Origin of the sequence: Streptomyces sp. 71268 (assembly GCF_029392895.1) — a bacterium.
Classification (GTDB): Bacteria; Actinomycetota; Actinomycetes; order Streptomycetales; family Streptomycetaceae; genus Streptomyces.
This window is the reverse complement of the sequence record NZ_CP114200.1, coordinates 5,329,341-5,347,091: the sequence shown is the minus strand read 5'-3', so window position 1 is coordinate 5,347,091 and position 17,751 is coordinate 5,329,341. Positions and strand designations below refer to the sequence as shown.

At 72.9% G+C, this 17,751-nt stretch carries 13 protein-coding genes and 1 tRNA gene; 8 read left to right on the top strand and 6 right to left on the bottom strand.

Annotation, left to right across the window (positions count from 1 at the left end; all coding sequences use genetic code 11):
- Positions 1–65: 65 nt before the first annotated feature.
- Positions 66–968, bottom strand: a complete 903-nt coding sequence (locus OYE22_RS21120) for an MBL fold metallo-hydrolase (RefSeq protein ID WP_277324246.1) — start codon at positions 966–968, stop codon at positions 66–68.
- A gap of 214 nt (positions 969–1,182) precedes the next feature.
- Here OYE22_RS21120 and OYE22_RS21115 point away from each other — a divergent pair, with 214 nt between their 5' ends.
- Positions 1,183–2,073 carry a helix-turn-helix transcriptional regulator gene (locus OYE22_RS21115; RefSeq protein WP_277321872.1) on the top strand — a complete coding sequence of 297 codons (891 nt, stop codon included), beginning with the start codon at positions 1,183–1,185 and terminating at the stop codon, positions 2,071–2,073.
- 116 nt (positions 2,074–2,189) lie between these two features.
- Here the strand turns inward: OYE22_RS21115 and OYE22_RS21110 are convergent, their stop codons facing one another.
- Positions 2,190–3,059, bottom strand: a complete 870-nt coding sequence (locus tag OYE22_RS21110; protein WP_277321871.1) for a LysR substrate-binding domain-containing protein — start codon at positions 3,057–3,059, stop codon at positions 2,190–2,192.
- A 69-nt stretch (positions 3,060–3,128) separates the two neighbouring features.
- Here OYE22_RS21110 and OYE22_RS21105 point away from each other — a divergent pair, with 69 nt between their 5' ends.
- Positions 3,129–4,148: an EamA family transporter gene (locus tag OYE22_RS21105; RefSeq protein WP_348652232.1), complete on the top strand. Its 1,020-nt coding sequence runs from the start codon at positions 3,129–3,131 to the stop codon at positions 4,146–4,148.
- Positions 4,149–4,665: 517 nt separating this feature from the next.
- On the opposite strand, the gene OYE22_RS21100 is transcribed toward OYE22_RS21105, so the two are convergent.
- Positions 4,666–4,750, bottom strand: a tRNA-Leu gene (locus OYE22_RS21100).
- A gap of 774 nt (positions 4,751–5,524) precedes the next feature.
- Between OYE22_RS21100 and OYE22_RS21095 the strand changes: the two genes are divergently transcribed.
- Both OYE22_RS21095 and OYE22_RS21090 read left to right on the top strand, forming a co-directional pair.
- Positions 5,525–6,295 (top strand): ABC transporter ATP-binding protein, encoded by a 771-nt coding sequence (locus OYE22_RS21095; protein WP_277321870.1) that lies wholly within the window; start codon positions 5,525–5,527, stop codon positions 6,293–6,295.
- A gap of 48 nt (positions 6,296–6,343) precedes the next feature.
- Positions 6,344–8,872 carry an ABC transporter permease gene (locus OYE22_RS21090; RefSeq protein WP_277321869.1) on the top strand — a complete coding sequence of 843 codons (2,529 nt, stop codon included), beginning with the start codon at positions 6,344–6,346 and terminating at the stop codon, positions 8,870–8,872.
- A 135-nt stretch (positions 8,873–9,007) separates the two neighbouring features.
- Here the strand turns inward: OYE22_RS21090 and OYE22_RS21085 are convergent, their stop codons facing one another.
- Together OYE22_RS21085 and OYE22_RS21080 are read right to left on the bottom strand one after the other, a co-directional pair.
- Positions 9,008–10,450 carry a cyclopropane-fatty-acyl-phospholipid synthase family protein gene (locus OYE22_RS21085; RefSeq protein ID WP_277321868.1) on the bottom strand — a complete coding sequence of 481 codons (1,443 nt, stop codon included), beginning with the start codon at positions 10,448–10,450 and terminating at the stop codon, positions 9,008–9,010.
- A 211-nt stretch (positions 10,451–10,661) separates the two neighbouring features.
- Positions 10,662–11,060, bottom strand: a complete 399-nt coding sequence (locus OYE22_RS21080) for a VOC family protein (RefSeq protein WP_277321867.1) — start codon at positions 11,058–11,060, stop codon at positions 10,662–10,664.
- 93 nt (positions 11,061–11,153) lie between these two features.
- On the opposite strand from OYE22_RS21080, the gene OYE22_RS21075 reads away from it, so the two are divergent.
- The gene (locus OYE22_RS21075; protein ID WP_277321866.1) at positions 11,154–12,158 is read left to right on the top strand and encodes a WYL domain-containing protein; all 1,005 of its coding nucleotides are present in this window, start codon (positions 11,154–11,156) and stop codon (positions 12,156–12,158) included.
- A gap of 226 nt (positions 12,159–12,384) precedes the next feature.
- On the opposite strand, the gene OYE22_RS21070 is transcribed toward OYE22_RS21075, so the two are convergent.
- Positions 12,385–13,782: an NAD(P)/FAD-dependent oxidoreductase gene (locus tag OYE22_RS21070; protein ID WP_277321865.1), complete on the bottom strand. Its 1,398-nt coding sequence runs from the start codon at positions 13,780–13,782 to the stop codon at positions 12,385–12,387.
- 836 nt (positions 13,783–14,618) lie between these two features.
- Here OYE22_RS21070 and OYE22_RS21065 point away from each other — a divergent pair.
- Genes OYE22_RS21065 through OYE22_RS21055 form a run of 3 tightly spaced genes read left to right on the top strand, consistent with a single transcriptional unit; the run spans position 14,619 to position 17,724 of the window.
- Positions 14,619–16,205 (top strand): SpoIIE family protein phosphatase, encoded by a 1,587-nt coding sequence (locus OYE22_RS21065; RefSeq protein WP_277324244.1) that lies wholly within the window; start codon positions 14,619–14,621, stop codon positions 16,203–16,205.
- Positions 16,202–17,296: a cobalamin-dependent protein gene (locus OYE22_RS21060; RefSeq protein WP_277321864.1), complete on the top strand. Its 1,095-nt coding sequence runs from the start codon at positions 16,202–16,204 to the stop codon at positions 17,294–17,296. The genes OYE22_RS21065 and OYE22_RS21060 overlap by 4 nt, the downstream gene beginning before the upstream one ends.
- On the top strand, positions 17,293–17,724 hold the full coding sequence (locus OYE22_RS21055; protein WP_277321863.1) for an STAS domain-containing protein: 432 nt from the start codon (positions 17,293–17,295) through the stop codon (positions 17,722–17,724). The genes OYE22_RS21060 and OYE22_RS21055 overlap by 4 nt, the downstream gene beginning before the upstream one ends.
- The last annotated feature ends 27 nt before the right edge of the window (positions 17,725–17,751 follow it).

Genomic DNA, 17,751 nt, shown 5'->3' with positions numbered 1-17,751 from the left:
CGGGCGGCACTCGGTGGGTGCTCGGGTGCTCGCTGGGGGGTGTTCGTTTGGATGGGCTCGGCGGGTCAGAGGCGGGAGAAGGGGGCCCACTTCCTGATCGCGAAGCCGGCGCCGCGCCGGCTGACCTCCGCGCCGCCGTGCCCGCCGAGGTGGGCCGGCAGGACCAGGGCGCGCTGGTCGGCGGCCCAGCCCAGCAGCCGGTGTCGGGAGGCGCGGGCCCGCGCCGGGTCCTCGCAGAAGCAACTGTTGACGTCGGGCTCGACGAACTGGAGCGGCGTGTGCAGCAGGTCGCCGACGAACACCGCGCGGTCCCCGCCCGAGGCGAGCTTCAGCACCGCGGAGCCGGGGGTGTGGCCTGGGGCGAGTTCGAGGCGCAGGTTCGCGTCGATGGTGTGGCCCTCGTCCCACAGCAGGGTCTGCCCCGCCTCGTGCACGGGCGCCACGCTGTCCTCGAACACGTTCTGGTTGCCCCGCCCGAGGCGGGGGCTGTGGCCGCGCGCGGGGTCCCAGAACTCGAAGTCGCGGCGCGGCATCAGGTACGTCGCGCGCGGGAAGGTCGGCGTCCACACGCCGCCGTCCAGGAAGGTGTTCCAGCCGACGTGGTCGACGTGCAGGTGGGTGTTGATGACCAGGTCCACGTCGTCGGGGCGTACGCCGGCGCGCGCCAGGTTGTCCAGGTACCCGGTGCGCAGATGGCTCCAGACCGGTGCGTACGGACGCTCCTTGTGGTTGCCGACGCCCGTGTCCACCAGGATGGTCCGGCCCTCGCTGCGCACCACCCAGGTCTGCACCGCGGACTGGCAGATGTCCGTGTCGGCGGCCAGGAAGTCGGGGACCAGCCAGGGCCGGTGGGCCTCCCAGGCGGTCTCGGGGCTGTCCGGGAAGAACTCCCGCGGACTCATGCGGACGGACCCGTAGTACTCGGTGACCCGGGTGATCGTGACGTCACCGAGGACGATCTCGTGCACGGCGGTCTCGGGTACGGCTGACGCGCTCGCGGCTGACGCGTTGGGGGCTGTGGTGTTCGGGGCTGTGTCGTTCATGGGGCCTCCTGCGGACGCCTGGGGTGGGGTGGGTCGGACCCGTTCAGGCTCTGGCCGGCGCGCGCCGCGGACCAGCCCCGCCCGTGCCCACCCCTGGCAGGGGCTGGCTCGCGTGGGCGGGGGGCGCGAGGCTTGGGGGATGGACGACAGGCGGCTCGGTGAGTTTCTGCGCGCGCGGCGGGCCCGGGTGCGGCCCGAGGACGTCGGGCTGCCCGACGCGGGGCGGCGTCGGGTGCCCGGGCTGCGGCGGGAGGAGCTGGCGTTGCTGGCCGGGGTCGGCGTCTCGTACTACACCCGGCTCGAACAGGGACAGGCGCACAACGCCTCGCCCGAGGTGCTGGACGCCATCGCCCGGGTGCTCGGGCTCGACGCGCACGGGCGCGCCCACCTCGACCACCTGAGCCGACCGGCGCGGCGACCGGAGCCGGGCCCGGACGCGGGCCCGGAGCGGGTGTCGGCCGCGACCCGGGAGTTGCTGGGCGCGGTGGGCGAGGTGCCCGCGCTCGTGGTGGGGCGGCGCGCGGACGTGCTCGCCTGGAACGGCCTGGGCCACGCCCTGCTGGCCGGCCACCTCGACCCGACCAGCCCCGAACGCCCTGCCGACCGGCCGAACCTGGCCCGGCTCCTCTTCCTCGACCCGCACGGCCGCGACCTGTACGTCGACCGGTGGCGCAAGGCCCGCGCCATGGTGAGCAACCTGCGGCACGTCACCGGCCGCCACCCCGGGGACGCCGGCCTGGCCGCGCTGATCGGTGAGCTGTCGATCGGCAGCCTGGAGTTCGCCGCGCTCTGGGCCGACCACCGCGTGCACCCGTGTGAGGGCGACGTCTACGAGCTGCGCCACCCGGTCGTCGGCCCGCTCACGGTCACCCAGCAGAACCTGCCGCTGCCGAGGTCGCCCGGGCAGTCCCTGGTGCTGGTCACCGCCGCCGCCGACTCGGCGTCCCAGCACGCGCTGACGCTGCTGGCCCAGGCGCGGCGCCGACACCCGACGGCGTCGCCCGCCCCCGGCCCGGCCGCCCGGACCTGAGCCCACGGCGCGTACGACCGACCAACGGCGCCCGCGTGACCGGCGCGGCTCCCGGCGCACACCCGTCGCCCGACGTGTGGTCCGTAACACCCGTCGCCCGACGTGTGGCCCGTACGTCATCCGGCGGGCGGGCGCTGGCGCGTCACCTCCCGGGCGAGGGCCGCGAGGTCGGCCACGGCCGGGTGGCTCGGCGGGTCGGTCCAGGCCAGGTAGACCGGCACGGGCGGGGCGTCGGTCAGCGGCCGGTAGGTGACGCCCGGGTGCGGGTGGAGGGCGGCGGTGGCCGAGGTGCTGACGCCGACCGCGCGGCCGGCCGCGATGGCGGCCAGCCAGTCGTCGGTGTTGCCGACCCGTACGGTCGCGGACGGCCCGCTCCCGGGCGGCCACAGCTCGCTGCTCGTCGTGCCGGAGACCGTGTTGAGGGTGACGCTCTGGTCGGCGAGGTCGGCCAGCGTCAGTGCGGCGCGCCCGGCCAGCGGGCTGTCGTCGGGCAGCGCCGCGACCCGCTCCTCGCTGAGCAGGTACGCGCTCCGCAGCCCGGGCTCGGCCAGCGGCCCACGCAGCAGCGCGGCGTCGGCCTTGCCCGCGGTGAGGCCGGCGCTGCGGTCGTCGATGCGCAGCAGTTCCAGCGGCGTGTCGGGGTGGGTCTGGCGCCAGCGGCGGAGCAGCGGCGTGGTGAGGATGCCCAGCGCCGACCAGGCGTGCCCGAGCCGCAGCGGCCAGGCGCCCAGGCGGCTCGGGTCCAGGGCCGCGTCCACGGCGGCCAGCGCGGTGGCGGCCCTGGCCCGAAAGGCGCGACCGGCGTCGGTGAGGCGCAGGTGGTGCGTGGAACGGTCGGCGAGCCGCACCCCGAGGTGGGCTTCGAGCTGGCGCAGGGAGCGGGACAGGGCGGGCTGGGTGAGGTGGAGCCGGGCCGCGGCGCGGGTCAGGTTGGCCTCGTCGGCGATGGCGAGGAAGTGGCGCAGATGACGCAGCTCCACGGTCATGACGGGCAAGCATAACCACCGCTCAACCGGCATTTCCCCGCGCGGCCCGCGCTGCCTAGCGTGGTCGGTGTGACCGATCTGCGCGCCCCCGCCCCCACCGCCGAACCGAGCGCGGGCGGCCCCGCCGCCCCGGCCGGGACGGCGGGCCGCACCGGGCCGGCCGGGGCCGGGCAGGGCGAGCGGGCCGCCGGGCTGGTCGGGGTCGGCCTGGTGGCCGGCGGCATCTGCTCGCAACAGTTCGGGGCGGCGGTGGCCGCCTCGCTCTTCCCCCGGGTCGGCGCGCTCGGCGTGGTCTCGCTGCGGCTGGCCGTCTCCGCGCTGGTGCTGCTACTCGTCTGCCGTCCGGCCGTACGCGGCTACGGGCGCGCCGACTGGGCCGTGGTCGTGGGCTTCGGGGTGGCGCTGGCCGGCATGAACACGCTGATCTACCAGGCCATCGACCGCATCCCGCTGGGCACCGCCGTGACCCTGGAGGTGCTGGGCCCGCTGACGCTGTCGGTGGTCACGGCGCGCGGCCCGGGCCGCTGGCTGTGGGCCGGGCTCGCGCTGGCCGGCGTGGCACTGCTCGGGCGCGGCGGGTTCGGCGAGTTGAACGCGGCCGGGGCGGGCTGCGCGCTGGGCGCGGGCGCGCTGTGGGCGGCGTACATCCTGCTGTCGGCCCGGGCCGGCAGCCGCTTCCCGCGCGTGGACGGGCTGGCGCTGGCGATGGCCTGCGGCGCGCTGTTGAGCCTGCCGCTCGGGGTGGCCGGCGCGGGCGGCGCCCTGCTCGACCCGGCGGCGCTGGTCCTCGGGGGCGCGGTGGCCCTGCTGTCGTCGGTGCTCCCCTACACCCTGGAGCTGCTGTCGCTGCGCCGCCTGGCGCCCGCCGCGTTCTCCGTCCTGATGAGCCTGTCGCCGGCGGTCGCCGCTCTCGCCGGGTACCTGGTCCTCCACCAGGGCCTGGCAGTACCGGAAGTCGCGGCCATCGCGCTGGTGGTGGCCGCCAGCGCGGGCGCCGTCCGGACGGCGACGACACCGAAGGCAAGGCAGCGCCCCCGGCCGCGCTCGGGCCGGCGCACGGGCCCGCGGCCGGGCCCTCGGTCGGGGTGACGCTCGGGTCCGGACCCGGGGGTGGCGTACGGGTTCGGGCTCGGGGATGGCGTACGAGTTCCGGTACGGGCCCGCGCAGGAGGCCCGCTGTGACGCCGCGTTCGGAACCCGAAGTGAACCGGTCGCTTCGGCGGGCGGGGTGACCGCGACGCGATGAGGGTCAGGGGGCGGGCCAAGGCGGCTCATTCTTGGGAAAGTTCGGGAAATCCGGCAAATCCCCAGAAGGGAGGACCCGTCTCGTCACGCCCTCCTCGCGGGGCGCGGTCGCGCCCCGCGCACGCCCAACTGGCCGCGGGTGAGGCGCGACACAGGGCGCGCGCCGCACCGAGAAAGCCGTCGGAGCGGGACGGGCGCCCCATCGCGCGCGGTGGTAGCGCGTCCCGGCGGGGAGTTCGCCCGGATCGGCGGCGAGTGGCGGTGGGTGGCGCGCGCGGGCAGCAGTGCCGCGCGACGCCGCAGGCGCGCGGGCGGGCCCGGGCTACGGGCCGTTTCTCCAGGTCAGACCGGACGAGCGGAGTGGTGCCCGGAGCCGGACTTGAACCGGCACGGCCCGTAGGCCAGCGAGGTTTAAGCTCGCCGTGTCTGCATTCCACCATCCGGGCAGGGGCGCTCTCGCTGCCGCACATACGGCGTACGGCCGTCCCCTCAAAGGAGAGCAGGACGAGCCTAGCCGGGGAAGGCGCCACGAACGGCTGAACGGTCGATCGCCGTTGTCTTATTTTATTGGCAACTGAGGGAGCATCAGTAGGGCGAACTCGCCACTGGCACATGCCGCTGGCCCATCAGCACTGTTGGTGCGGTACGTCACGCCCATCAGACCGAAATGACGGAAACTCGACGCAGCGTTGAGAAAAGTGACGAACGCGCTTCCGGTCCTCCACCCGTAGGCCGTACACCTCCCGTACGCGCCGAGCCGCGCCGAGGGCCACAACCCCGCCCCCGCCAGGGCCTGTCGGCACATCCCAAAGCGCCCGCACTAGCAGAAATCGAAACGGAGCAAAAGCCCCCGCTACGAGACACGGAATCGTACGCATCACGACCCACCCCAGCCCCAGCCCCTCGCTGGTCGCCGTCCCCCGCCGTACGTCTTCGTCGCCGGGGCGGCGACAGCCGCCAGGCAGCCGGAGGCGGCCGGGGGCGGCCAGGAGCAGGGGAAGGCCGGAGCGCGCGGTCGGCTCAGGGGCTCAGGGTGACGCGGGGGCGCCGCCCGCGACAGGCTGCCCCTCTCGGGGTTCTTCTCCTCCCCAAGGATGAGTCGCGTCCTCCGGTGTACCTCGTGAGTCTCGCCGGGAACGGGCGCAGGGGCTGATGGCCCGGGACGAAAGGCCGGTGAAGATAGTGGTGTCCCCAGGCACCGCACCGACAGGAGTTCGACCGTGACCACCACCTCCACCGCCACCCGCAGCACCGCGGTGGCCGCACGCGCAACGGATCTTCGCAAGGTCTACGGACAGGGCGAGACCCAGGTAGTGGCCCTCGGTGGTGTCTCCGTCGAGTTCCGGCAGGCCGAGTTCACCGCGATCATGGGCCCCTCCGGCTCCGGCAAGTCCACGCTCATGCACTGCATGGCCGGCCTGGACTCGGTCTCCGGCGGCTCGGCCCAGATCGGCAACGTCGAGCTGACGACCCTGAAGGACAAGAAGCTCACCCAGTTGCGCCGCGACAAGATCGGCTTCATCTTCCAGGCGTTCAACCTGCTGCCCACGCTGAACGCCCTGGAGAACATCACGCTCCCCATGGACATCGCGGGCCGCAAGCCCGACAAGCAGTGGCTCGACATGGTCGTGGAGACGGTCGGCCTCTCCGGGCGTCTCAAGCACCGGCCGAACCAGCTCTCCGGCGGTCAGCAGCAGCGCGTGGCCGTGGCCCGCGCCCTGGCCGGCAAGCCCGAGATCATGTTCGCCGACGAGCCGACCGGAAACCTCGACTCGCGCTCGGGCGCCGAGGTGCTGGGCTTCCTGCGCAACTCCGTGCGCGAGCTGGGCCAGACCGTCGTGATGGTCACCCACGACCCGGTGGCCGCGGGCTACGCGGACCGCGTGGTCTTCCTCGCCGACGGCCAGATCGTCGACGAGCTGTACGAGCCGACCGCCGACGCGGTCCTCGACCGTATGAAGCGCTTCGACGCCAAGGGCCGGACCAGTTGATCCAGGCGACCCCGACCACCGGCCCCCACCCCCAGGACTGACAGACCCATGTTCCGTACCGCCCTGCGCAACGTGCTCGCGCACAAGGCCAGACTGCTGATGACCGTCCTCGCCGTGTTGCTCGGCGTGGCGTTCGTCGCCGGCACCCTGGTCTTCACCTCGACCATCTCCGACGCGTACCAGAAGAGCTCCGAGAAGGGGTTCACCAACGTCGACGTCGCGATCAGCCCCGACGACGCCGACGACAGGGACAACCCGGGCGACGCGCCCAAGCTGAGCCAGTCCCTGCTCGACCAGGTGACGAAGCTGCCGGGCGCGGAGTCCGCGACCGGCACCGTGACGGGCTTCGCCGCGATACCCGACAAGGACGGCAAGCTCGTCGGCGACGGGTTCACCTCCTCCGGCGGCAACTACTTCCCGTCCAAGGACGGCAAGGACGCGCGCTACACGATGAAGGAGGGCCACGGCCCGACCAACGTGCGTGAGGTGGCGCTCGACTCCCGGACCGCGGACCGCGCCGACTACAAGATCGGCGACAGCATCGACGTGTCGGTCGACGGCCCCGTCCTGAAGCAGAAGGTCGTCGGCATCTTCACCACCGACGACGGCAACGTCGCGGCGGGCGGCAGCCTCGCGCTGTTCGACACCAAGACCGCGCAGAAGCTGTACGCGGAGCCCGGCAAGTTCACCGGCATCGAGCTGAAGGCCAAGCCGGGCACCACGCAGGAGGCGCTCAAGGCGCAGGTCGAGAAGGTCCTGCCGGAGCGGACCGAGGTCGAGACCGGCGAGAAGCTCGCGGACGACCAGGCCAAGGACATCGAGAACGAACTGAGCGGCATGCGGACCGGCATGCTCGCCTTCGCCGGGATCGCCCTGTTCGTCGGCATCTTCATCATCGCCAACACCTTCACCATGCTCGTCGCGCAGCGCACCAAGGAGCTGGCGCTGATGCGCGCGGTCGGCGCCAGCCGCCGCCAGGTGACCCGCTCGGTGCTCATCGAGGCGACGGTCGTGGGCTCGATCGCCGCCGTGACCGGCCTGCTCGCCGGCATCGGCATCGGCGCCGGGCTGCGCTCGCTGCTGAACTCCAGCGGCGCCACCGTCCCGGACGGCCCGCTGGTGATCACGCCCACGACGATCGGCGCCTCGCTCTTCGTCGGCATCGTGGTGACCGTGCTGGCCGCCTGGCTGCCCGGCCGCCGCGCGGCGAAGATCCCGCCGATCGCCGCGATGGGCAGCGTGCACGCCCCGCCGACCACGCGTGGCCTGGTGGTGCGCAACAGCATCGGCGCGCTCTTCGCCGGTGTCGGCATCGCCCTGGTCCTGGCCGCGACCACCATGGACGACGGCAAGGGTCCGATGGGTCTGGGCGCCGGGCTGCTGATGATCGGCGTCTTCGTCCTGACGCCGCTGCTCTCCCGTCCGCTGATCGCGGCCGCTGCACCGGTGCTGCGGATCTTCGGGATGCCCGGCAAGCTCGCCCGGCAGAACGCGGTGCGCAACCCGCGCCGCACGGCCGCCACGGCCTCCGCGCTGATGATCGGCCTGACCCTGATCACCGGCCTGACCGTGATCGCCGGTGGCATACAGAACGCCATCGACAAGATGGCCCGGGACTCGCTCAAGGCCGACTACATCGTCAGCATGGCCAGCATGACCCCGCTCGCCCCCGAGGTGGGCGAGAAGCTGGAGAGGCAGCCCGAGGTCGAGAAGTCCAGCCCGCTGCGGCTGTCGCCGTCCCGGATCGACGGCAAGAAGACGGACCTGGCAGGCGTCAACGGCAAGGCCATCGGCGACCTGACGAAGCTGGAGTTCACCGAGGGCTCCTTCGCCGGGCTCGGCGGCAACCGGGTCGTCGTCGACAAGGACCTCGCCGAGGACCGCGGTTGGAAGGTCGGCTCCTCGCTGACCACGACCTTCGAGGACGGCAAGAAGAGCCGCCTGGTGGTGTCGGGCGTCTACGAGGGCAACGTGATCATCTCCGGCGTGATGATCGACAACGCCACCCTCACCCCGCACGTGAAGGACATCGCCGACTTCCAGGTCCTGCTGAAGACCAAGGGCGGCCTGAGCGACGACACCAAGAAGTCGCTGGAGAAGGCGCTGGGTGACAACCCGGCCGTCAAGGTCCAGACGATGGACGACGTCTCCAACGACATAGCCAAGCTGATCAACCTGATGTTGAACATGCTCTACGGGCTGCTCGCGATGGCCGTGATCGTCGCGGTGCTCGGAGTGGTCAACACGCTGGCCATGTCGGTCTTCGAGCGGTCGCAGGAGATCGGCATGCTGCGGGCCATCGGCCTGGACCGCAAGGGCATCAAGCGGATGGTGCGGCTGGAGTCGCTGGTCATCTCGCTCTTCGGCGGCGTGCTCGGCATCGGTCTCGGCGTGTTCTTCGGCTGGGCCGCCGGCGAGCTGATCGGCCCGAGCCTGGGCACGTACGAACTGGTCCTGCCGTGGGGCCGGATGGGTCTCTTCCTCGTCCTCGCCGCGCTGGTCGGCGTGCTGGCCGCGCTGTGGCCGGCCCGCCGGGCCGCGAAGCTGAACATGCTCACGGCGATCAAGGCGGAGTAACCCGCCGAGCGGTACGCAGACCCGGGGCCCCGGGGCGACACCACGTCGCCCCGGGGCCCCGGCCGTTTCCGAGTGCGCCGCCCCGGGCCCGCCCGGTACGGCGTACGCTCGACGGGCCGGCCCGGCGAGGGGCGGTCAGTTCCAGGTGCGGGTGCGCAGCGGCAGACCGGAGGTGCCGGGCTCCGGGGTGCGGACGGCGAGGACCTGGTTGACGCCGATGCGGTTGCGCTCGAAGGCCAGCGCGCTCGCGGCCATGTACAGCCGCCAGACCCGGGCCCGGCCCGGCGAGACGTACCGGAGCGCCTGCGTCCAGTTCCGCTCCAGGTTGCCGACCCAGGCCCGCAGCGTCAGCTCGTAGTGCTCGCGGAGCGACTCCAGGTCGCGCACCTCGAACCCGGCCTCCTCCAACTGGCTCACCGTCCGCCCCACGGGCGCCAGTTCGCCGTCCGGGAAGACGTAGCGGTCGATGAACTCGTCCACCCGGTAGGCGTCCTCGTGGCGCTGCGGCGGCCGGGCGATCTGGTGGTTGAGCAGCCGACCGCCGGGCCGCAGCAGCCCGTACAGCAGCGCCGCGTACTCCCCGTACCGCACGGCGCCCACGTGTTCGGCCATGCCGATGGAGGAGATCGCGTCGTACGGGCCGTCGCTCACCCGGCGGTAGTCCTGGACCCGGATCTCGACCCGGTCGGTGAGCCCCGCGTCGGCGACCCGCTTGCGGGCGTACTCGGCCTGTTCCTGGGAGAGCGTGATGCCGACGGCCCGTACGCCGTACTCGCGGGCCGCGTGCAGCACCATCGAGCCCCAGCCGCAGCCCACGTCGAGCAGCCGCTGCCCGGGCTCCAGGCCCAGCTTCCGGCAGACCAGGTCGAGCTTGTCGCGCTGGGCCCGCGTCAGGTCCGCGGTCGCGGCGGGCCCGGACGCGGCAGGCCCGGACGCGGCGTCGGGCCAGTACGCGCAGGAGTAGACCATGGACGGGCCGAGGACCAGCTCGTAGAAGTCGTTGCCGACGTCGTAGTGGTGGCTGATGGCGGCCCGGTCCCGGCGCAGGGTGTGCAGCGGGCCGCGGCGCGCGCGTACCTCCTCGACGGGCGGCTTGGGGGGCGGCCACGGGCCGGCGATGGTGAGCAGGTCGCGGGCGGCGGAGCGCAGCCGGGGGTCGCGGGCCGCGTTCAGGGCGGAGCGCAGGTTACGTCGCGGCGTCGACTCCTCGCCGCGCTCCCAGAGCACCCCGGAGAGCAGGTCGAGGGCCGCGTACAGGTCGCCGTCGATGTCCAGGTCGCCGGCCACCCAGCCACGGGCGAGGCCGAGTTCGCCCGGCCGCCACAGCAGTCTGCGGACGGCCCTGCGGTTGCGCACCACGAGCGTGGGCGGCTTCGGGGCGGCGATCGCTGTGGCCGCCGCGTCCGCTGTGTCTCCGGCGTCGCCGGTGTCTCGGGGGCTTCCGGTGTCTCCGGTGTCGGGTGACGGGCCGGGCGGGGGTCCCGCCTCGCTGCCGTCCCAGGCCCGGATACGGACCGGGAACGGGGTCCCGAGGACCTCCTCAGCGAGCGCGGAGAGCCGTCCAGCGGCATCGGCCATGTCGCACACCTCCAGGGAGACGCGGTGATGTTGTGTCGGCACACCTCAGAAAGGTTCACCTGCCACGTAAAACACCGATCGCCCGTGCGGCAGTCCCGCACACGGTTGAGGAAACGGCAAAATCACCCGACCGCCCGGCCGGACCCGACCGGACCCGACCGCCCGGCCGGACCGGGGCCCGCCGCCGGGGCCTCCGGCCTGCCGTGCGAGGTCAGCGGGCGAACTTCTCGATGGCCGCCGGCGTGACCGGGGTGAAGAAGTTGACGAGGTTGCCGTCGGGGTCGCGGAAGAGCAGCGACCGGTTGCCCCAGGGCATCGTGGTGGGACCGCTGACGAAGTCGGTGACGAGGCCGGTCAGGTTCCGGTGCACGCGGTCCACGTCGTCGACGCGGAACTCGGTGATCACGCTCTGGTTGGCCGCCGGGCGGGCGGAGCCCGGGGCGAACAGCGGGACGGTGCGGGTGCCGGCGATCGCCAGGGTGGCGCCCGCGATGTCGAGTTCGGCGAAGTCCTCGGTGGCCCACCTCGCCCGCACCCCGGTGGCCCGCTCGTAGAAGTCGACGAGGCGTGCCACGTCGCCGGTGATGACGCGGATCGAGACGAACTCCATGGGGATCTCCTTGGCCGTGCGGAAGGCGTGCACCGCGCAGGCTAGAAGCAATACCGGACAGAAACGGTCCCGTATGCGCGTTAGATTGCGGCCATGTCCCGACCCACCGCCCGCGTGCTGACCCTCCTGGAACTGCTGCAGTCGGGCGGCACCCGGACCGTGGCCGAACTCGCCGACCGGCTCGGCGTCGAGGGGCGCACCGTGCGCCGGTACGTGGACCACCTGATCGACCTGAACGTGCCCGTGGAGTCGGTACGGGGCCGCTACGGCGGCTACCGGCTAGCGCCCGGGTACCGCCTGCCGCCGCTCATGCTCGGCGACGACGAGGCGCTGGCCGTGCTGCTCGGTCTGGTCGCCGGCCGCCGGGCGGGGCTGAGCCCGGCGCAGCGCACGGCGAACGAGACGGCCTCGGCGAAGATCCGGCGGGTGCTCCCCCGGCACATCGCCCGCCGGCTCGACACCCTCCTGGAGTCGTTGGCCTTCACGGACCAGCCCGGGCGGCTCGACCCGCCGGACGCCGAGATCCTGCTGACCGTCGCCGACGCGGTACGCCACCGCCGACCGCTCTCGATCCGCTACACCGACCGCGCCGGGCGGCGCGGCGAACGCACGCTGCACGCGTACGGGATCGTCGCGCACGCGGGCCACTGGTACGTCACCGGCGAGGACGCCGGGATCGGCGAGGACCGCACCCTCCGGCTGGACCGCGTCGCGGACGCGCGCGCCCTGCCCGGCTCCTTCGAGGCGCCCGCGGGCGTCGACCCGGCGCGGCGCGTGGTGTCCGCGCTGGCCACGGCCGCGTACCGGCACGCGGTGTCCCTGCGGGTCTACGGGACGGTCGAGCACGTGCGCGCCCACCTGCCCGCCACCGTCGCGAGTCTGGCGGAACACGAGCCCGCTCCGGATCGGGGGGACCGGGCCCCGGACCGGACGGCCGAGCGCTGGCTGCGCGTCGAGCTGCGGGCGGAGCGGCTCGACTGGTTGCCCCCGGTGCTCGCCGCGCTCGACCGGCCGTTCGTCATCGAACGCCCCGACGAGCTTCGCCACCTCGTCACCGCGCTCGCCGACCGCCTCGCGTCCCACGCCCGCCAGACCTGACCGCGAGCATCCCGCGCGCCCGGCCGCGAACATCCCGCGCGCCCGGCCGCGCGGGCTCCCGCCGAGCGTCGGCACGGCCACGGCCACGGAACGCGCGCACGCGCCGAGGACGCCCACCCCACGGATTGGTGGACGCCCTCGACGCGTGCTGGTCGCGGGCCTGACGGCCCGCTCGGTGTGCGGCCGGCGGGGAAGCCCGTACGAACGGGCTTCGGCGACCGGGTCGCTACGCCTTGGCCTTGGCGGCCTTGGCGTCGTCCTTGTCCGCCGGCGCGGCGGCGCGGGCCGAGACGGGGGACGCCGCCTCGTAGAACTCCTCGCGCGGGTTCTCGATGGCGCCCAGCGAGACGACCTCACGCTTGAGGAACATCCCGAGCGTCCAGTCGGCGAACACGCGGATCTTGCGGTTGAAGGTCGGCATGGCCATGCCGTGGTAGCCACGGTGCATGTACCAGGCGAGCCGGCCCTTGAGCTTGATCTTCATCTTGCCCATGACGATCATCGCGACGCCCTTGTGGAGGCCGAGGCCCGCCACCGCACCCTTGTTGGCGTGCTTGTACTCGCGCTGCGGGAAGCCCCGCATGCCCGAGATCACGTTGTCGCCGAGGACCTTGGCCTGCCGCAGCGCGTGCTGCGCGTTCGGCGGGCACCAGGCGTTCTCGTTGCCGGCCGCGCGCCCCACGAGGTCGGGGATCTGCGCGTTGTCGCCGGCGGCCCAGATGTAGTCGCTGCCCTGCACCTGGAGGGTGGCGGCGGTGTCCACGTGCCCGCGCGGGCCCAGCGGGAGGTTGAAGCGGGCCAGCGCCGGGTTGGGCTTGACGCCCGCGGTCCACACGATGGTGCTGGCGTCCACCTCAAGGCCGTTGTTGAGCACCACGTGGCCGTCGACGCAGGAGTCCATGCCGGTCTTGAGGTAGACCTCGACGCCCCGGCTCTCCAGGTGCTCCTTGCCCCAGGCACCCAGCTTCGGGCCGACCTCGGGCAGGATCTTGTCGGCGACGTCGACCAGCACGAAGCGCATGTCCTCGCGCTTGACGTTCGGGTAGTACTTGGCCGCGTCCCGGGCCATGTCCTCGACCTCGCCGACGGTCTCGGCGCCGGCGAACCCGCCGCCGATGAAGACGAAGGTGAGCGCCTTGCGGCGGATCTCCTCGTCGGTCGTCGAGTCGGCCTTGTCGAGCTGCTCCAGGACGTGGTTCCGCAGGCCGATGGCCTCCTCCACACCCTTCATACCGATGCCGTTCTCGGCCAGGCCGGGGATCGGGAAGGTGCGGGAGACGGCGCCGAGCGCGATGACGAGGTAGTCGAAGGGCAGCTCGTACGCCTCGCCGACCAGCGGGGCGACCGTGGCGACCTTGCGGTCCTGGTCGATGGTCGTGACGCGGCCCGTGAGGACCTCCGCCTTCGGGAGCACCCGTCGCAGCGGAACCACGACGTGGCGCGGGGAGATGCTGCCGGCAGCAGCTTCGGGAAGGAAGGGCTGGTAGGTCATGTACGACCGGGGGTCGACGACCGTGACGGTCGCCTCGCCGTACCGCATCTTCTTCAGGATGCGGCGTGCCGCGTACAGACCTACGTACCCACCGCCTACAACGAGGATTCGGGGACGCTCCGTGGTGCTCATGATTCGAGTATCCAGCACCCTCAGGGGGGTTGCTCGTGAGCCCCTTCACAAGGAGGGCAACTGGGTCTGTTACACTGCGCGGCCCTCGTGACCGATCCCATACGGCCCCGGGGGAACCGGAGGACGCCCCGGAGCGTTCCCCACCCCCACTGATCAGGCCCTGTCGCGCTACTCCGGAGTAAATAAGCGTCCCCCGCGGGCGGTCTGTATCTCACGTTTAACTCGGCCGAAACAGGGCGCGGTCCGACATCGGGTGGCCACGCCCCCGAGAACCGGCCCTCAGGGCCTCTTCGGAGCCCTCACCGGGACCTTTTTCATGTGAAGAGTTTCACGAACTTTCTCGCGGGCGAGGATTCGGGGCCGCCCGGAGAGCGCCAAACGCCCCGGTTTCGGCCCCGAATGGGGCCCTGGCGGCCCGGGGCGAGCGCGAGGCCGAGCACGCTCGCCCCGGGCCGCCGTCCGAGCCGGGCGCGGCTGGCGGGACGGGGCCGACGACGCGGCCGGTGAACGCCGCGCGCACCTCACGCCGGTCGCGGCGTGGGCCAGGGAACACCGGGTCGCCCGCGGCCCCTCCGGTTTGGACCGGCTCGTACGCGCCACTCGGTCGTCACCCACGCGCACGCCGCGTTCACCGTCGTGTGGATCTCGGGAGGGCACGGGCGCGGCTTGTCAGCACGCCGGCCCGTGGGGGATGGTTTCCAGAAGGCAACTATTCCGTTCTAGTTAACGAGGTGAGGGATTCGCTCAGCGGGTCCTCCAATGTGGTCTCCACCCAAGCGGACACCGTCACGCACGCGGAGCCGAACTTCCCATGGGCCCAGGCCCCGTACCCGGTACTGGTAGCTGACGGGTCGGGCATCCTCGTCCAGCGCAACGACGCGGCTCGGGCGCTGCTGCCCGCGGCCCACCCTGGCGCGCACCTGACCGACGTGGCCCCCCTCTGGCTGGCCACGGCCCACCGGGCGGTGGCCGCGCCCGACGCGCGGGGCGAGCGAGGGTCGAAGGCACCGGCCCCGGCGTCCGGCGAGATCGACGGGCTCCACTTCGAGGCGCACTCCACCCTGTGCGCCGACGGCACCGTCGCGTGGTGGCTGGTGGATGACACCAACCACCGACTCGTCCGTGAAGCGCTCCGCACACAGCGAGAGCGGACCGCGTTCCTGGCGAAGGCGTCCAGCCTGTTGCTCTCCAGCCTCAACCTGGGCCGCTGCATGGAGGTGACCGCGCGGATGGCCGCCGAGCACCTCGCCGATGCCGCGCTGGCCATCGCGCCGTCCCGGGGCCACCGGCTGCCCGTGGTGACCTGCCTGCGCGGCGACTCCCCCCGCACGTCGCAGGAGGAGGTGGAGCCCGAGGACGTCCCCGGCCTCGGCGAGGCGCTGCGCGGCTTCCCCCCGGTGCCCTCCCGGTGGATCGACCCCGCCTCGGCCCCGGACTGGATGATCCCGGACGGGTTCGGCCCGGTCGGCTCGATCGTCATCACCCCGCTGCCCGGGCACGGCGTTCCCGCGGGCGCCCTGGTGTTGCTCCGCAAGGTGGGCAGCGCCTCCTTCACCGACGAGGAGGAGGTCTTCGCCCGCCTCTTCGCCGCCCGCTCCGGTGCGGCCATGTCCGCGGCCCGTCTGTACGCCGAGCAGACGGGCGTCACCGAGGTGTTGATGCGGGAGCTGCTCCCGCCGACGCTGCGTCAGGTCTCCGGGGTGGACTTCGCCGGCGGCTACCGCGCCTCCTCGGACCACGAGCGGATCGGCGGGGACTTCTACGACGTGCACCCCGCCGCCGTGGAGGGCCAACCCTCTCTCGTCGCTCTCGGGGACGTCTGCGGGAAGGGCCTCGAAGCCGCCGTCCTCACCGGCAAGATCCGTAACACCCTGCACGCCCTGCTCCCCATGGCCGACGACCACCAGCGGATGCTCACCCTGCTGAACACCGCGCTGCTGAACTCCCATCACACCCGTTTCGCCACGCTGGTGCTGGCCTCCGCCGTCCGCGAGGGCAACGGCGTCGAGGTGAAACTGACCAGCGCCGGCCACCCCAGTCCGCTGGTCATCCGGGCGGACGGGGCCGTGGAGGAGGTCGACACCCGCGGCACCCTGGTCGGGGTGGTGCCGAAGGTTCCGGCCCGTACCGCCACGGTCACCCTCTCCCCCGGAGAGACCTGCATCCTCTACACCGACGGCTTCACCGAGGCCAAGGGCGGCCCGATGGGCGACGCCCAGTTCGGCGAGGAACGCCTCAGACGAGCCCTGTCCGAATGCGCCGGGATGCCCTCGGAAGGCGTCGTGGAGCACCTCCAGATGCTGGCCTCCCAGTGGCTCGGACAGCGCCGCCACGACGACATGGCCGTGGTCGCCATCTCGGCGCCCCGCACTCACCACCTGAGCGCGGTGGGCGGACACACCCGGGGCAGGTACACCGCATGATCACGAGCACCCCGTCCCGGCTCCCCCGCGACGCCCACCTCGACGAACTGGCCGACCGACTGTGGGAGAGCGTGACGGCCAAGGACGAGCACTCGGCCACCGAGGTCGTCATGGGCGCCCTTGACGAGGGCGTCGACCCCGAGTCCGTCCTCCTGGACGTCATCGCCTCGGTGCAGGGCAAGGTCGGTGAGGAGTGGGCCGCCGCCCGGATCAGCGTCGCCCAGGAACACGCCGCCACCGCCATCAACGAGCGCGTGGTCGCGGCGCTCGCCACGCACCCCGCCGCGCGCGGGACCGGGCACCTGGGCCGGGTCACGGTGGCCTGCGTCGACGGCGAATGGCACGCGCTGCCCGCCCGCCTGGTCGCCGAGGTGTTGACGCTGCGCGGCTGGCAGGTCGACTACCTCGGCGCCCAGGTCCCCTCCTCCCGCCTGATCTCGCACCTGCACCACACCGACGCCGACGCGGTCGCGCTCTCCAGCTCCATCGCCACCCGGCTGCCCACCGCGCACGCGGCGATCACCGCGTGCCAGGCCGTGGGCGTGCCCGTCCTGGTCGGCGGCGCCGCGTTCGGCCCGGACGGCCGGTACGCACACCTGCTGGGCGCCCAGGCGTGGGCGCCCGACGCCCGTACCGCCGCCGACATCCTGGCCATGGGGCCGCTCCCGCAACCACGGCCCGACCACCAGCAGATGGACGACCTGCCGCACCTGGCCGACCAGGAGTACACGATGGTCGTCCGCAACAGCGACGCTCTCGTACGGGCCGTCTTCCACGCGCTGGAGGACGCCCTGCCCCTCATGCGGGAGTACGACGAGGCCCAGCGGGAGCGTACGGCCGAAGACCTCGCGCACATCGTGGAGTTCCTCGGCACGTCCCTCTACCTCGGCGACGAGGACCTGTTCGTACGGTTCCTCACCTGGACCGAACAGATCCTGGTGGCGCGCGGGGTGCCCACGCGGTCCCTGCCGGCCGCCCTCGGCCTCTTCGCCCGTGAGCTGAAGGACTTCCCCCGGGCCGTCCGCCTGCTGGAGCGCGGCTCCGAGGCCCTGACCACCGACTCACTCACCGACGCCGGACGACACGCATGACCACCCCGCCCCCCACCCTGCGCCTGACCACGGTCGAAGCCGAGGACGGCGTCCGCATCGAGATCACCGGAGACCTCGACTACGACAGCGCCGACCGCCTCCTGGAGGAGGCCACCGCCCGCCTTGCGGCCCGGAGCGACCTGGACAGCCTGCGGCTGTCCTTCGCCCGGGTCGGCGTCGTCGACTCCACGGGCCTGTCGGCCCTGCTGATGATCCACCGCCGTGCGACCGCGGCGGGAGTGCGCCTGCGCCTGGACGACCGGCCCCCGAAACTGGACCGGCTCCTCACCATCACCGGTACGCTCGAACACCTCACGGCGCCACCCCCCGCCGGCGCCGCGACCCCGCACCAGGTCACGGCACCACCCCTCGCGACCGAGGCGGAGACGAGATCGGCTCGCCCCACCGGGCCCCACAGCAGCACCTGAGCCACTTCCCGGTGCCACCACCGGGCA